At 38.1% G+C, this 16,307-nt stretch carries 13 protein-coding genes; 6 read left to right on the top strand and 7 right to left on the bottom strand.

The genetic code is table 11. The features are described from left to right. Positions 1-69: 69 nt before the first annotated feature. From PVV59_RS03005 to PVV59_RS02990, 4 genes are read right to left on the bottom strand one after another with little or no spacing between them, the layout of a single operon-like run. Complete coding sequence (locus PVV59_RS03005; RefSeq protein ID WP_273754471.1) at positions 70-2,166, bottom strand: hypothetical protein; 2,097 nt, start codon at positions 2,164-2,166, stop codon at positions 70-72. Further along, on the bottom strand, positions 2,163-4,961 hold the full coding sequence (locus PVV59_RS03000; protein ID WP_273754470.1) for a DUF4159 domain-containing protein: 2,799 nt from the start codon (positions 4,959-4,961) through the stop codon (positions 2,163-2,165). The genes PVV59_RS03005 and PVV59_RS03000 overlap by 4 nt, the downstream gene beginning before the upstream one ends. Then, positions 4,958-5,869 carry a DUF58 domain-containing protein gene (locus PVV59_RS02995; protein ID WP_273754469.1) on the bottom strand — a complete coding sequence of 304 codons (912 nt, stop codon included), beginning with the start codon at positions 5,867-5,869 and terminating at the stop codon, positions 4,958-4,960. Before PVV59_RS02995 ends, PVV59_RS03000 begins: the two co-directional genes overlap by 4 nt. Beyond that, positions 5,870-6,901 carry a MoxR family ATPase gene (locus PVV59_RS02990; RefSeq protein WP_273754468.1) on the bottom strand — a complete coding sequence of 344 codons (1,032 nt, stop codon included), beginning with the start codon at positions 6,899-6,901 and terminating at the stop codon, positions 5,870-5,872. 248 nt (positions 6,902-7,149) lie between these two features. Here PVV59_RS02990 and PVV59_RS02985 point away from each other — a divergent pair, with 248 nt between their 5' ends. Further along, on the top strand, positions 7,150-8,403 hold the full coding sequence (locus PVV59_RS02985) for a CCA tRNA nucleotidyltransferase (RefSeq protein ID WP_273754467.1): 1,254 nt from the start codon (positions 7,150-7,152) through the stop codon (positions 8,401-8,403). A gap of 396 nt (positions 8,404-8,799) precedes the next feature. Here the strand turns inward: PVV59_RS02985 and PVV59_RS02980 are convergent, their stop codons facing one another. After that, the gene (locus PVV59_RS02980) at positions 8,800-9,276 is read right to left on the bottom strand and encodes a tRNA (cytidine(34)-2'-O)-methyltransferase (protein WP_273754466.1); all 477 of its coding nucleotides are present in this window, start codon (positions 9,274-9,276) and stop codon (positions 8,800-8,802) included. A gap of 454 nt (positions 9,277-9,730) precedes the next feature. Here PVV59_RS02980 and petA point away from each other — a divergent pair, with 454 nt between their 5' ends. From petA to PVV59_RS02960, 4 genes are all read left to right on the top strand, one after another. Then, positions 9,731-10,279, top strand: a complete 549-nt coding sequence (gene petA, locus PVV59_RS02975; RefSeq protein ID WP_273754465.1) for a ubiquinol-cytochrome c reductase iron-sulfur subunit — start codon at positions 9,731-9,733, stop codon at positions 10,277-10,279. Between the two features lie 4 nt (positions 10,280-10,283). Continuing rightward, positions 10,284-11,540, top strand: coding sequence for a cytochrome bc complex cytochrome b subunit (locus PVV59_RS02970; RefSeq protein WP_273754464.1), 1,257 nt, complete (start codon positions 10,284-10,286; stop codon positions 11,538-11,540). Further along, positions 11,534-12,391: a cytochrome c1 gene (locus PVV59_RS02965; RefSeq protein WP_273754463.1), complete on the top strand. Its 858-nt coding sequence runs from the start codon at positions 11,534-11,536 to the stop codon at positions 12,389-12,391. The genes PVV59_RS02970 and PVV59_RS02965 overlap by 7 nt, the downstream gene beginning before the upstream one ends. Positions 12,392-12,528: 137 nt before the next feature. After that, positions 12,529-12,969: a PRC-barrel domain-containing protein gene (locus PVV59_RS02960; RefSeq protein ID WP_273754462.1), complete on the top strand. Its 441-nt coding sequence runs from the start codon at positions 12,529-12,531 to the stop codon at positions 12,967-12,969. A 349-nt stretch (positions 12,970-13,318) separates the two neighbouring features. Here the strand turns inward: PVV59_RS02960 and ychF are convergent, their stop codons facing one another. Beyond that, positions 13,319-14,422: a redox-regulated ATPase YchF gene (gene ychF, locus PVV59_RS02955; protein WP_273754461.1), complete on the bottom strand. Its 1,104-nt coding sequence runs from the start codon at positions 14,420-14,422 to the stop codon at positions 13,319-13,321. Positions 14,423-14,674: 252 nt separating this feature from the next. Here ychF and PVV59_RS02950 point away from each other — a divergent pair, with 252 nt between their 5' ends. Next, complete coding sequence (locus PVV59_RS02950) at positions 14,675-15,418, top strand: L,D-transpeptidase (RefSeq protein ID WP_273754460.1); 744 nt, start codon at positions 14,675-14,677, stop codon at positions 15,416-15,418. A 293-nt stretch (positions 15,419-15,711) separates the two neighbouring features. Here PVV59_RS02950 and pth read toward each other — a convergent pair whose 3' ends face one another. Further along, positions 15,712-16,293 carry an aminoacyl-tRNA hydrolase gene (gene pth / locus PVV59_RS02945; protein WP_273754458.1) on the bottom strand — a complete coding sequence of 194 codons (582 nt, stop codon included), beginning with the start codon at positions 16,291-16,293 and terminating at the stop codon, positions 15,712-15,714. Positions 16,294-16,307 lie beyond the last annotated feature (14 nt).

Raw genomic sequence — 16,307 nt, 5'->3', positions numbered from 1 at the left:
TAAAAGATAAGTAAATACACAAAAAGATAAGCTTAATTTTAAAACTACTCTACAAAATCTCAGAATTTTTTAACGTCCTTCACGATACCACATGCTGCTCAACAGTAAAAGACAAACAAGCAGGGCAAAAAAACCAGAAAATACCGAAAAATAAAAGGTATTGATTAAACGCGTTTCTGTCGCTTCTTTCAAAATAATTGAATGCACTGGGGAAGATGATAGATTTGTTTTTGATTGAATAAGCTTGAATGGAGGAATATGAATGTTTTCTCTTCCTTTAGGGTGTAAACGTCCGATGTAGCCCCTCGTGTGCTTAATAATAGGGGCTAATTTTTCTTTTGTTGAAATTAAATCAAACAATTCAAGATTATTGAGCATTCCTACAGAAGACAGTATTGTTAAATCGTCATTTTTGATGATAAAAATTCCCGTCTCATCAGTAGCTACAGTTGCAGTGAAGAGACCTTCTTGCTCTTTAGTAAGGACGATATTTTGTTTTTTTCCAGAAGGAAAAGTTATTTCAGCAGGCTCTGGATGATCTTTCAGAGTTTGGCGGCGAATTGTTAAATGATGATGGCTGCTGGTGGCACTTAATTTTTCTTCCTCAAGTTCCGGTTCTTTCATGAGCCAATGAGCAATTCGGCGATAAAGAGCCGCATAAGGACCACCACCTTCAAAACCTCGTGCCCAAAGCCAACTTTCATCGGAAAGCAACATACCGACACGCCCTTTATCAACATGGAAAAGAAGTAAAAGTGGCTGTTCATCGGCTCCTTTCATGAGAGCTGTGCCTTTATATGCATCTTGAATAGCAATTTGTCGCAGCCATCGCCCCCATCGGGAAGCTGGAAGATTAAGCGTTGCAAGATCTCTTGTGACAGGATGGCGTTCACCTTCTTTGGTTAATGCAGGGCGAAAAGGTTTTTCAATAATAGTTCCATTAGGTAATGCCGGTAGAATGCTTATTAAAGGTGTTTTCGCAAGTGAGTTTTTTTGTGTAAATTCAGGTCCTGTTACCATCAGCAAAGCACCACCCTTTTGTACATATTGGGCGATATAATCATAATAGATTAAAGGTAGAACAGCAGAATGCTGGTAACCATCAAGAATGATGAGATCAAAGTTATTAATTTCTTCAACAAAGAGCTTTCTTGTAGGAAAAACCACCAACGATAATTGGCTTAAAGGCGTATTATCCGCTTTAGTGGGGGGACGCAAAATTGTAAAGTGAACAAGATCAATATTAGAGTCACCTTTCAAAAGGTCACGCCATGTTCGTTCTCCATTATAAGGGGCACCTGAAATAAGAAGAACGCGTAAATTTTCTCTGATTCCTTCAATGGTTGTTATGGCGCGGTTGTTTTCAAGACTTAGTTCACCTTTGTAAGGTTCAGTGGTCACTTGGATAATATTTTTTTCAGCATGGGGAAGGGTAACTTCAGTTTGAAAAATGATACCAGGAGTCACAGAATAATGGGCCACTTCTTGTCCATTAACGCTGAGTGTAATATTGGCTTTCTGTGGTATTTTTTTGGGGTGAACTCCTTGATCTTCTACCAAAATGGAGAGCTTTTGTGGTTTATTGATAAGGGCAAAGCGTGGAGGCGAAATAAATTTGATTTGACGATCAAATTCATCTGAGCGCCCTGTGATCAGAGCATTAAAAGGTGCTTCATGATGAAGATCTGATAGGTCTGGAATGTCATGCACTTGTCCATCAGTAATAAAAATGGTTCCTGCATAACGAGAGGGCGGTACATCAGAAAGTGCTTGTGTTAAAGCATTAAACAAATTCGTTGAAGGGGCATATTGATGATCAGCAAGTTTTCCAGCTTCAATAAAACGTGGTTCAAATTGTGGATAATGCGCTAATGTTTTGATTAATTGCACGCGCGCTTCATCACTGTCGTTTATGCGTGTTCCAAAAGTTTGGCTTTTGCTGCGGTCAATGACAATGCCTACTGTACTTTTCAGCGGTTCGCGCTGTTCTTTGATAATCATTGGATTAAGCAAAGCAAGAATGAGAGCGCTCAATGCCATCAGACGAAATAAAGACCCTTTACGTTGTGTAACAAGACCAAAAACGACAAAAAGAATGGATATTCCGCTTAACAGCAGAATCCAAAAGAGAGGTAAAAAAGGCTGAAAAGTAAAAAGTGGTATCATTGCCTTCTTTCTCTTTTAAAGCGTTCCAAGAGTGCTGGAACATGAATTTGGTCTGCTTTATAGTTTCCAGTAAGCACATAAAGGACAATATTTAAGCCTGCGCGAAATGCCCAGAGACGTTGCATTGGATCATTGGGAACGAGTGGATATTTCCACATGCCTTTTTCATCGAGTGCCCAAGCAGCAGCAAAATTATTTGCGGTGATGAGCAGAGAACTTACATTATCACCGCTGGCAAGAGAATTTTTATTTTTTTTGTTCGTTGATGAGGATTCAACCCACAAAGCTGAACCACGGTAGAGGCCAGGAAAATCTGGCATAATATAAAAGGAACGCGCAACAACGTGATTTGTTGATGCAGGCTCAATGGAGGGAATGTTTAACCCTTTTAAGATGGTTCGTAATCTCTGCGTTTCTGGAGTGGCATCTCCTTCAAGATTAAGATTGCTCTTTATCTGATCGCGCGTATCAAATAAAATGGTTCCTCCATGTTTCATAAAATTATTTATTTTTTCAAGGCTTTTGGAGGTTGGTATAGGACTCTGAACATCAATTGGCCAGTAAATAAGAGGATAAAAGGAGAGTTCATCTTTATCGAGATCAAGTGCTCTAACAGAGCCGGGGGTAAGCATTGTGCGCTCTGCAATAAATTGGCTTAAGGATTCTAGACCATTTTTACTTGTTGTATCAATTTCATGATTGTTGGTTATAACGTAGGCAAGATGTGTTGCACCAGCGGCTAGCACATTATCATGATGATTTTCTGTCGTTTGTGCATGAAGTGTTGGATCATATGAAAACAGGCCAATCAGAATGATGAGAGGAAGGAAAAACCGATTACGCCATTTATTAAAAGAAAAAATTCCTCCCATCCATAAAATGAGAAAATTATCAAAGGCAAATAATAAGAGGGCTAATCCTAAAAGGGAACCGATAAGATTTTTTTCTTTTGTATCATAAGATAAAGGGCTCTTATTAAGAGAAGTTGGTAATGATGATTGTTTTATCAAGCGCGATGAATCAGTTAAGAGATTAAGCGCATAAAAGTCATTTTTGACACCGTAAAGTCCTGGGGGAGTATGATAGGAAGGACGGGGTGGATTTTGGGCATTAAAGATCAGTGGAACAACATCAGAGGGCGGGGCTTGTAATTGTCCATCAGCGGCTATGGTTCGCCAAGGATTTTGTACTCTTGTTCTTTTTTCTCTATGTGTTGGGGTTGTGTTTTCAAAAGACCCTAATGTGATTAGTTTTTGTAACATTTGTGCAAAAAAAACAGAAAGAGGAAGATTAGACCATGTAGGATCAGGGGCAATATGAATGAGAATAAGTGTTCCTTTCCCACGCTTTGCTGCGGTAATAAGAGGGGTCCCATCCGAAAGGCTGAGCCATGTTTTTTCGAAAAGATCTGGGGTTGGTTCTGCAAGAATTTGTCGCGAGACAGTAACATCTTCTGGAAAAGGAAGATCAAAGAAAAAGCTATTTTTTGCAAAAGGGGCAAGTTTTTGTGGTTTGGTCCAAGTCATAATACTTCCAAGAGAACGTTGCCCCTGACGCAGCGGTACTGGAAGAAGATTATCGTAATGTTCTGCACTACTGAGTTTTTCTCCTGCAAAGCGGATGAGTGTCCCTCCTTTATTCACAAAATCAGAAAGCTTTTTTTCTGCTTTTTCAGGGATATTAACCATGTCGCCCATAATGAAAACAGATGGGTTTTGTTTAAGCAAAAGATCAATATCTGTTGAAAGTTCTCTTCCATCGGAAGTTATAAGCTGTGTATGACCTTGTAATGCTTTGATAATATAATAAAATGGAGAAAGTAAAGGCTGAGTCATCTCATTGGTATCTGGAGAGAGAAGAGCAACACGGCTTATCCTGTTATGGCTATCTACTAAGAAAGTTGCAGCAGCATGGTTTTGGTCATTGACTTTTATCCAAGCGATATCGTTGCGTAATTCAAGAGGGATATCAAAAGGAACAAGTGCTGTTGTTTGACCTTCAGAAAAATTTTTCGTAAATTGACCAAGAAGTTGATTGTTTGAATCGTAAAGGCTGAGTGTAGCGGGCGTTGTACCGTGTATGGTTGAGCGAATAATACGCGTGACCATGTTTCCATTATCATTTTTTATGGATGTTATGCCGGTTAAATCGGAAATATCGGCCAAATACCAAAAGAAATTTCTAGGTTTTAATTCTTCAAGTAAAGCAAAAGTTTTCTCATCTTCATTTGTTTGTAATCCATCGCTTAAATAAGCAATATCAAGAGGTTGCCCTTTGTTTATTTTACTGAGTTCTTTTAAGATATGCACACGGTTTACAGGCCAAGGACGCGGTTGCAAATGCATTAAATGCTGTTTTATAATCTTCGCTGGTTGGGGTTCCACATTGGAGATATCATTTTCAGCCGTTGCAACAAGGTAAATATTTTTTTGTTGTTTTTCTGCCTGTGCAAGGAGCATTTCAGCGATAGAGATACGTTTCTTCCATTCTTTTACAGATGCCCAGCCATTATCAATGATGAGCACAAGAGGTTGAGATCCAGAAAAGCTTATTGGCTTTTGATTCCAAGTGGGACGGGCTAGAGCTATGATAACCAGTGCGGCTATGGTTAAATGCAACAACAGCAACCACCAAGGAGTATGTTTTGTCGTTTCCTGCTGATGAGTTGGTTTGGGTAAGAAGCGTAAAGGAGGAAAGAGCTCTTTACGTGGAGATGGAGGGTTTAATCGCAACAGCCACCAAATGACAGGTAGAAACAAGAGCCCTAATAACAGAAAGGGAGCAGAAAAACTCAAAGTGCCCTCCTTTTTTGTAATGAAGAGTCATTCATTGTATTTGCAAGATGCAAAATGATTTCTGTTAAAGGTTGATCTGTCGTACTAACGTGATAAGACCACCCCTGTCGTGCACAAAAATTTACTAATTCTTGTCGACGTGCTTGATATAGCTTACAATAGCTTTTACGAAGATTTTCTGCTTTTCCAAAAATGTGTTTTTCTTTCGTTTCAGGATCAAAAAATTCTGTATGACCTGTGTAGGGAAAGCTTTCTTCCGCAGGATCAGAAATTTCAATTAAATGAGCTGTTACCTGTTTTGTCGATAAAGGAGTTAAATACTGGATGATTTTTTCAGGATGATCGAGAAAATCACTCATTATAATGGCATGTGAAAAGCGTGTAATCGTTGAAAAATCGGGGAATGAATTTTCATCTGAATGATTTTCTAAAGCAAATGCTATTTGTTCTACGACATTGGATGTCATTGTGGGGGGTACTAAGTTGGGAATAGCGATATGTTCGCCACACCGTGTCAGAAGTGATGCCAAGGCAAGGGTTAAAATGATGGCATGATTGCCTTTAGAGATTTTAGAAAAGCGCGAACAGTAATGCATTGATGGGCTCTGATCAGGCCAAAGCCAAACGGTTTGTGTCATTTGCCATTCGTGCTCACGCAGATAGGTATTTTCATCACGCGCTGAGCGACGCCAATCAATCCGAGTAATGGATTCTCCTTCCATATAGGGACGAAATTGCCAAAAATTTTCTCCATTACCGCGTTTGCGTTGCCCATGCCATCCGGTTATCAGTGTATTGGCAATATGACGCGCTTGTAAAAGGAAATATGGCATTTTGCCATCATTCTTATACAGTTCTTTTGCCAGCGACAATGGAGACTTTTGTAAAACTTTTTTGCCAATAGCCATTTAAAAGGCATCTTTCACAAGGTTATTGATAATATCTTTTACGGTTATATCTTCAGCACGAGCAGAAAAATTAAGGGCCATGCGGTGTTGTAATACGGGATAGGCCAATGCTTCAACATCATCAAGTGAGGGGGCTAAACGCCCATAATAAAGAGCACGAGCACGAACACAAAGTGAAAGAGCTTGTGATGCGCGCGGACCCGGTCCCCAAGAAACATAAGTACTAGCAAGGCTATTGTTTTTATCAGGGCGTGCTGAGCGGACAATTTTTAAAATAGCTTCGATCACATTTTCTGAAAGAGGCATTTTGCGAACGATATTTTGAATTTTTTGCAATTTTTTAGCGGATAAAATTGCTTTTGCATTTGATTTTTTTTCTTTTGTTGTTTCCAAAATGATCCGCCGCTCTGTTGTAAGGTCAGGATAGTCAATATCAATTTGCATCAAAAAACGATCGAGTTGAGCTTCAGGAAGTGGGTAGGTCCCTTCTTGTTCGAGAGGATTTTGCGTTGCAAGAACATGAAAAGGTTGTGGTAAATCGTAACGGGTTCCTGCAACGGTCACATGATATTCCTGCATAGCCTGTAAAAGAGCTGACTGTGTGCGTGGAGAGGCTCGATTGATTTCATCAGCCATGAGAAGCTGCGTAAAAATGGGGCCTTGAACGTAGCGAAAAAAACGTTTCCCCTCTTTATCGGAATCCATGATTTCAGAACCGATAATGTCTGATGGCATGAGGTCGGGGGTAAATTGGATACGTTTTTCATCAAGCCCTAAAACGGCTCCTAATGTTTCCACTAGGCGTGTTTTTGCAAGCCCTGGAGCCCCGACAAGAAGAGCATGACCACCGGCAAAAATAGCCGTTAAAGCATATTCAATGATATGACTTTGCCCAAAAATAACTTTGTCAATTTCTTGTTGTATAATATCTAATTCTTGGTGTGCCGTATCAATATCCTCAATAATGGCTTGGGCCTCCTGTTTGGTATTAACCTTTTTGACAGAATTAGATGCTGGATCACGGTGACTCATATTTTTTCCTTAAGGCGTTTGTCGCAAAGATAGTAATTTTCTCTGTATGATAACGGACATCTTATTGTTTGTAACAGAAAATGAGAAGAAAAGAAGCATCATAAGCTATTTTTTTCATATTCATATATAGATAGAAAAAAGTTTCTTTGAAAGAAAGAGGTATATTTTGTAAGGGATGTTTTAAAAACTTTGTTTTATGAAGAGAGTTTTTGAAAGTAATGAAGACAACTTTTTTGAAAGGTTAAAGGGTGAATATAAGGCAGAACTTCAAACAGGTTGCATGGTTACAACAAAGTGATATTCAAACACTTCTTCGTATTTTATCTTTAGAGGGGGAAGAGGCGCGTATCGTGGGAGGAGCGGTGCGCAATCAACTATTAAGGCAGCCTATTAGTGATATTGATATTGCGACAACCTGCTTACCGCAACAGATTATCGCACGTGTAGAAAAAGCAGGATTTAAAGCTATTCCTACAGGGGTTGCGTTTGGTACAATAACAGTGGTTGCGCATTCATGTTCTTATGAGGTCACAACGCTTCGCAGTGATATTGAAACAGATGGTCGTCATGCAAAAGTGGTATTTGGTCGTGATTGGAAAAAAGATGCCGAACGGCGGGATTTTACCATTAATGCCCTTTATTGTGATGCGGCTGGCAACCTTTATGATGATGTAGGAGGTTTGAGCGATATTGCGAACCGAACAGTTCGTTTTATCGGTGTTGCAGAAAATCGTATTAGCGAAGATTATTTGCGTATTTTACGTTTTTTTCGCTTTTTTGCATGGTATGGAGCGGGGCGACCTGATGTGGAAGGCTTGAGGGCATGTGTTCGTTTAAAAAACGGTTTAGAAAAACTTTCTTCTGAGCGTATTTGGGCGGAAATAAAAAAGCTTCTTTTAGCTTCTGACCCAACACGTGCTCTTTTGTGGATGCGTCAAAGCAGAATTTTGTCACTCATTTTTCCTGAAACAGAAAAATGGGGCATTGATGCAATCCACGCATTGGTGAAAACAGAACAGGCTCTTGGTTGGAAAATTGATCCCTTGTTACGGCTAGAAAGTCTTCTCCCTCCTGATCCTGTGCGTCTTCATGAAATGGCAAAGCGTTTGCGTTTATCCCATAAGGAAACAACACGGTTAAAAGAATGGGCAGAGTTAGAAATAATAAGCCAAAACTGTTCTGCTCATTTTGTGCAAAAACTGATTTATTTTCATGGGCGACAACCGGTTTTAGATCAATTATCCTTGTCTATTGCTGCATCACATGTAGATACTCCAGAAAAAAGCGAGGCTTTGCAAAAAAAAGAAAATTATATCAAACTTTATCAGCTTGTTCAAAAATGGCAGATTCCAACTTTTCCCATTAATGGTAACGATTTAATAAAAAAAGGTTTTTCAAAAGGTATCCTTTTAGGACAAAAGCTTAAAGAACTAGAAATGATATGGATTGAAAATGGATTTTTAATGGATCGTCATGCTTTATTAGAAAAAATTGATTTATAATATGGGGTATAAACGTATAGTTGTTTTTACTTTTTAAGTTTAAATATCATTTACGATAGGTTATCATTATTCATATGAAATAAGAACAGATTAAAGAGAATAATGATAACGGTTTGTATTTTTTATGAACATAAAGAGGAGGATGTTAATGCATTTTTATATAAAAGGTATTTAATCATTCACAAGTAGTGATATGAAATGGAGGTAATGGGCACTAAGAAATATTTATTTTATAATGGTAGGTGTTACATGCTTTAACTATATTTATAGGATAGTTTATGAGCTTTTAGAGGCTTTATTCCAGAAGTATCGTTGAAAAGTATGCGCTTTTAAGATTTGTAAAATTCCTGAAAAATGGTTTTTTCTATTTATTTGAAAATCGGAGTTTATGTATTTTTATAGATCACAGTTTCCTTCATGATAACCAATTTGGCGCAATGCTTCCCCTACTGTTATGGCTACGCTCATGGCAATATTGAGAGAGCGAGCCTGTGGTTTCATAGGAATTTTCAATGTGTAATCAGTAGATTCATGAACATAATCGGGGACGCCAGCTGATTCACGACCAAAAAGTAAAACATCATTTTTTTGATAATCTATCTGCGTATAGCATTTTTTTGCTTTTGTACTTAAAAGCAAAAGACGGCGGTTAAAGTGTTTCATAGAGCTTAAAAAATGTTGCCAATCAATGTGTCGTTCTAAGGACGCATATTCGAGATAATCCAATCCTGCGCGTTTGAGATTACGATCCGATAGGTTAAAGCCTGCGGGTTCAATAATATGCACATGTAAACCAAAACAAGCACTAAGACGTAAAATCGTTCCGGTATTACCAGCAATATCAGGTTGGAAAAGAGCTATATGAAGTGTCATGTTCTCTGTAATATGATTTTTTTCAACTTTGTAAAGAAGTGCCGTAAGTTATTCAAAAAATATGGTCAAGAAATATATGATTTTTGTATTTAGTTTTTATGTACTTTAAGTTTCAGGAAAAAAGTGACGGCCAAAGATTAGTTTAAGATAAAAGGGAGTCTAATGATTCGGGATTCCCTTAAGGGTCTTGGGTTTTATCAGGTAAGGGAAAGATTTTGATTGATTGAATAGAAACAGAGATTTGAAATAAACCTAGGGTATTTAGTTTTCTTATTCCTTTGTAGAATGATTAATTATCATTAAATTAGGTTTTGTATTAGTTATACAAAGAGTAGAAGTTTTTTCAGAGGTATTTTTATGGGTTAAGGCAATGGTGATTAATCCAAGCATTGTGCAATGGGAGAGGGTATGGTAAAAAGATGTTGTAGCAACGTGTCTCTTTGAAGTTAAGGCAATGGGTGAGCAGACGAGGCGGGATTTTCTCTTTTTGGTAACAGCTGTTGCAGGAGCAGTTGGAATGGGGATTGTTGCGTGGCCTTTTGTTCGTCAATTGCGTCCAGATGAGGCTGTTTTGGCATCTTCTTCTGTTGAGGTTGACCTTTCTGGTATTGAAGAGGGCATGTCGGTAACGGTGAAATGGCGTGGGCAACCTGTTGTTATTCGTAACCGCACTGCAAAAGAAATTGCTGAAGCGCGTGCTACCAAATTGAGCCTTCTAAGAGATCGTCAAGCCCGCAATCCTAATCTTGAAGGCGAAGAAGAAGCGACAGATTTTGCACGTTCAGCAGGTAAAGGGCGTGAGAATTGGCTTATTCTTATTAATCTTTGTACACATCTTGGTTGTGTAACACTTGGCCAATCGGGACGATTTGGTGGATGGTTATGTCCATGTCATGGGTCTATTTATGATACAGCTGGAAGAGTGCGATCAGGCCCTGCTAACTATAATCTTGCTATCCCACCTTATCGATTTCTTTCTGATACTTTACTGAAAATAGGATAAAGTGATGGCAAAATTTCCTCCCTATTTTCCTAAAACTGCTCTTGCTCGTTGGTTTGATAAACGTTTGCCTTTCCCTCGCTTTTTTTACAATGCATTTGTTATTTTTCCTGTACCGCGTAATCTTAATTATTTTTATACATTCGGCGGTATTTTGACCGTTATGCTTTTATCACAGCTTTTGACGGGGCTTGTATTATCGATGCATTATGTACCAGATGTTCATTTGGCTTTTGAAACGGGTGAACGCTTTAGGCGGGAAGGGCAGTTTGGTTGGCTTTTTCGTCCATGGCATAGTGTGGGATCGTCGTTCTTTTTTATTGCTGTTTATATCCATGTAGCACGTGGGCTTTATTATGGTTCTTATAAAAATATGCGCGAAATGGTTTGGGTTACAGGCATGTTTATCTATATCACTATGATGGCAATAGCATTTTTTGGTTATGTTCTGGTTTGGGGGATGATGTCTGTTTCTGCTGCTTCAGTGGTTGCTGGCTTTTTCAAAGCCATTCCTTTGGTAGGAACGTGGTTGCATGAGACGCTTCTTGGTGGTTATAGTGTTGGACAACCAACATTGAATCGTTTTTATGTGCTCCATTATCTTTTGTCATTTGCTTTGCTTTTTTTCGTGGGGATTCATATTTTTGCAATCCACCAAGTTGGGCAGGGTAACCCAACGGGTCTTACAATACAATCAGATGAGGAAACTGTTCCTTTTACACCCTATGCGCTTATCAAAGATATTTTTGCCATTACTGTTTTTCTCGTATTTTTTGCTTGGTTTTTGTTTTATATGCCTGATTATATGGGACAGGCTGAAAATTATGACGTTGCTGATCCTTTAAAGGCGCCTCTTCGTGTGGTGCCGGAGTGGTATTTTTTGCCTTTTTATGCTATACTGCGTGCCATAACTTTTAATATTGGTGCTCTTTCATCAACTTTTTTGGGGGTTATTCTCTTAGCCGGTTCGGTTTTTGTGTTGATTTGTGTTCCATGGTTAGATCGCTCTCCAATATGCTCCGCAAGATATCGACCTGTTTATAAAATTTTCTTTTGGGCATTTATTGCTGATGTTGTATTTCTTGGCTATCTAGGTTCAAGGGAAATCAATGATAGCATTCTTTTATGGACGCAATTGGCTACCGCTTATTATTTTATATTCTTTCTGATTATTTTGCCACTCCTCCCTCTTTTTGAAAAAGGGCGTCCTCTTCCTTCTTCCATTACTGAAGATATGAAAAAGAAAAAAAATAAACTATGGTAAAAGCTTTTATCAGATTGATGATTATAGCAGTAATAGGCTTTCCTTTTCACAGTTTTGCTGGTACTGTTTCTGATAAAGAGGAGGAATTTGTTTCTTTCCCCTTACATTCTCCTAAAAAACAGGAATGGAGTTTTTCAGGGCCATTTGGCGTTTATGATAAAGCACAGTTGCGACGTGGATTAAAGGTTTATAAACAGGTTTGTTCTAGCTGCCACGGGTTAAGATATGTGGCTTTTCGTGATCTAAAAGCTCTAGGCTATGATCAAGAACAGATTAAAGCTTTTGCAGGGCAATATGAAGTGCGCGATGGTCCTAATCGAGAAGGAAAGTTTTTTAAGCGCGCTGGGGTCTCAACAGATTATTTTCCTTCTCCTTTTGCGAATGAAGAAGAAGCAAGATTTATTTTAAATGGCACTTCTCCTCCAGATTTATCATTAATAGCACGTGCACGCGCCGTATCTTTGCCATTTCCTGCTGTTATTTCTGAGGTGCTTACTCATTATAATACTGCTGGTCCAGATTATATTACAGCCCTTTTAACGGGATATCAGGAAGCTCCAGAAAATACAAAAATCGTTGATGGTTTTTGGTATAATCCTTATTTTATTGCTGGTAATTCTTTAGCTATGGCGCCTCCCTTGAGTGATGGTGTTGTGTCTTATGAAGATGGAACTCCAGAAACTGTTGAACATTATGCACGCGATGTTTCTGCATTTTTAATGTGGGCTGCTGATCCTCATATGGAAATTCGTAAAAAAACCGGTTTTCGTGTTATATTATTTTTGATCATTTTTGCAGGGCTTGTTTATATTTTAAAAGCCTATATCTGGCATAGTTTAGAAGAAAAATGAAAGGAGAAGGCAAAAGACTAGAAGAAAAAAATTATGAGACTGGTCTTGAAAGAGTATAAAGAGTGTAGGGAACAATTCTGATTATGATGCATTGAGTTTTTATAAAGTAAAAGCAAAGTAAAAATGGAGATGTTAAAATGAAGAAAATTGTATGTACTATTCTTATGTCAATTTTGATGGTTTCTAGTACTTATGCTCAGTCTTTTGAAGTGCCCTCTAAACCTGAAATAATTTCTGCAACGGGTATTGTACAGGTGGGGATCGATAAGTCTGTGCGCTATGTAACACCTTTAGCAACAGATTTTGTTGCTTCCAGTCTTATAGGCGCCAATGTCTATAATATAGAAGATGACAATATTGGTGAAGTAAAAGATATTATTTTACGTGAAAATAATATTGCGGGGTTTGTGATTGCTGTTGGCGGTTTTCTTGGCATAGGGGAGAGTTATGTAATCGTTTCTCCAGAAACAATCCAGATGACAAATGATTATGGTAAGTGGAAACTTATTACAAATGCCACAAAGGATTCTTTAAAAGACGCTCCAACATTTAAATATGAAGGGCATTGGGCACGCTAATTTCGTGTTTCCATTGTCTACAATTAGAACAGTTGCTGTCATAACATGTGATGGCACTGTTTTTTTATACAGAGCGTTTGAGAAATGTAAAAACTTTAGGCAAGAAGCTCTTTTTGTTTTTTAAGAACTCAAAGGAAAATTGAGATTAGATCTTAATGATTTTGATAAGCTAAAGGAACAAACAGTTTCAATTTTTTTTGAAAGAAAAATACTCTATACGTTTTGTGCATCTTAAAAATACTTCAAACAGAATATTAATCCTTAAAATTTTATAGAAGGGATATCTGTAAATCCTATCCCCATTCTTTATTTGCTTAAAAGGCAGAAAACATTAAGAGAGGACGACTATTTAAGTGTTATGTTTAAATAACATAACATCACCGTCTTGCACAATATATTCTTTGCCTTCATCACGGGCTTTGCCTGCTTCTTTTGCACCGTTTTCTCCCCCTAAGGTAATATAATCTTCGTAGCTGATGGTTTGAGCGCGAATGAAACCACGTTCGAAATCTGAATGGATAACACCGGCTGCTTGGGGAGCTTTTGTACCACGTTTGATCGTCCATGCGCGTGTTTCCTTCGGACCACAGGTGAAATAAGTAATAAGATCCAGTAAAGAGTAGCCAGCACGAATAAGGCGGTTTAGACTTGGTTCAAAGAGCTCTAAAGCATTAAGATATTCTAAAGCTTCTGTCTCATTAAGTTGCGTAATTTCAGCTTCGATAGAAGCGGAAATGATAATGCTTTGAGCATTTTGCTCTGCTGCCATTTTTTCGACCATTCGTGTAAAGTTATTTCCATGAACAGCGTCATTTTCACTTACATTGCACACATAGAGGACGGGTTTAGAAGTGAGAAGATTTAAGCTCTCAAGGATGCGGCGTTCTTCGGAAGAGATATCTTTAAGCAATAATCGAACAGGACTTCCCTGTTGCAAGATATTTAATGCTTTTTCCATAACGGGTAGAATTGTGAGAGCTTCTTTATCTTTTCCAGTGGCTCGTTTGCGAATTTGTACGATTCGTCTCTCAAGACTTTCTAGATCCGCCAGCATGAGTTCAGTTTCAACGGTTGTGGCATCAGAAAGGGGATCAATGCGTCCTTCTACGTGGGTTATATCATCATCTTGAAAACAGCGTAAAACGTGAATAATGGCATCAACCTCACGGATATTGGCTAAAAATTTATTCCCTAAACCTTCGCCTTTTGAAGCGCCGCGTACAAGCCCTGCAATATCAACGAAATTAATGCGTGTAGGAATAATTTCTTTTGAACCTGCAATTGATGCAATTTTTTCCATTCGTAAATCTGGAACAGCAACTTCACCGGTGTTGGGTTCAATGGTACAAAAAGGATAATTGGCCGCCTGTGCAGTGGCTGTTTTTGTGAGCGCATTAAAAAGAGTTGACTTTCCAACATTAGGTAATCCGACAATACCGCATTTAAAGCCCATGAGAATCTTTCTTTTCTATTGATTTTATGGTCAAGATAAAAGTTTTTTATAGCACATTTTCAGAAGAGTTATAGTCTTTGTATTGTGATAAGTTGGAAAAAAGTCTACAGCAATGCATAATTTGCTTTTTTTACCTTTTAAAGTTCTTCTTAAAATTAATAATTAAGAAAACTTCGAGTTAATGTTAATAGTGTGCTAAGTTTTTCATGGTACGCAAATCTGCGTAAATAATTAATCGGAGAAAATAGAAGAGTGTTATCTCGTTGTGCCTTTTTAATTGCAGCACTTTTAGCTTTAGCTGGATGTGCTACAACACATCAATCAGATATGTCATCAGCTTCTTTTCAACAAGCTCGATACATTCCACCAGAAATACAGGCTTTGTACGGTCCTGTAACGAATGAAACTTATCCGTTACCTGCTGTTGATCTTGCAACAATTGATCCAAAGTTTTGGCGACAAGAAGTGATTTATTATACATCTTATCCACCTGGAACATTGGTTATTGATACGCAAGAATGTTTTCTTTACCTTATTGGTGAAAATGGAAAAGCTTTACGCTATGGGATTGGGGTCGGTAAGGAAGGTCTAGCATTTGAAGGTGAGGGGGTTGTACAGCGCAAGCGTCGCTGGCCAAATTGGGCTCCTACTGCAGCAATGATGGCTCGAGAGCCAGAACGTTATGGGCATTTGGGGAAAGGAATGCCACCAGGACCCGATAATCCATTGGGCGCACGAGCACTTTATCTTTTCAAAAATGGGAAAGATACACTTTTCCGTATTCATGGCTCACATGAATCTTGGTCAATAGGGCGTGCCATCTCAAGCGGATGTATCCGTTTACTCAATCAAGATATTATTGATCTTTATGATCGTGTTCCCGTTGGTTCGCGCGTCGTGGTGTTACAAAACAATAGGAGTGTGCCTACAGTTTACAGTCAACAATCAAATGGCTACGATCCGCTAGAGTCAACCATTCAGCCAAATGATTTTTAATTTTAGGGAGAAGATTGGAAAGAACCATTTGAGTATTTTGGTTTGCTGTTCAATCTTCTCTTTCTCACAAAAGAGTATAGATCTTTCTTTTTCAAGAGTTTTTATCCGTATACTTTTCCAATTTGTGAGGTATAAGCCAATGGTCTTGATTGTTTCATTATCAATAGACTTGAAATGAATCTCATGATATCTGGTATTTTTATTTAGCTTAAAAAAATTAATTTTATAAATCAATATATTATATAAAGTTTCTATAGAGAAATGTTGATTTTACCGGTGAGAGAAATAAAAGGTTAGAGTAAGTTTTTATTTTTTATCGTTTGTGAAACTTCATTCATAAAGAGAGATTTGTCACCTTTTATAAGGAGAGCAATATTTTTTGCAATGGTATCTAAGAGAGGGAGCAACCATTCTTGATCAGATTTGGTAAAATTTCCTAAAACATGATGATGAACAAGTTCTTTGCTTCCAGGATGACCAATACCTATACGTATGCGACAATAGTCGCTACCACAATGGGCATCAATAGACTTAATACCATTATGCCCATTATTTCCTCCTCCGATTTTTACACGGACTTTTCCCGGTGACAGGTCTAACTCATCATAAATAATGATCAAACTCTTTAAATCTAATTTATAAAATCGCAAAGCTTCACCAATAGCTTGCCCCGAGAGATTCATAAAAGTTTGCGGTTTCATAAGAAAAATTTTCTCATTATTTATGAAACCGCTAGAGATTTCTGCTTGAAACTTTTTCGACCATGGAGAAAAAGAAAAAGACTGATAAATAGTATCAACCGCCATAAAACCGATATTATGGCGGTTATTTTGATATTGCGAACCAGGATTACCAAGACCAGCAATAAGCCACATATGTACCTTCAGTC

The organism is Bartonella sp. MM73XJBT.G, assembly GCF_028618435.1.
Taxonomy (GTDB): domain Bacteria; phylum Pseudomonadota; class Alphaproteobacteria; order Rhizobiales; family Rhizobiaceae; genus Bartonella.
The sequence above is the reverse complement of the archived record's forward strand: the minus strand, read 5'-3'. Positions and strand labels throughout refer to the sequence as shown.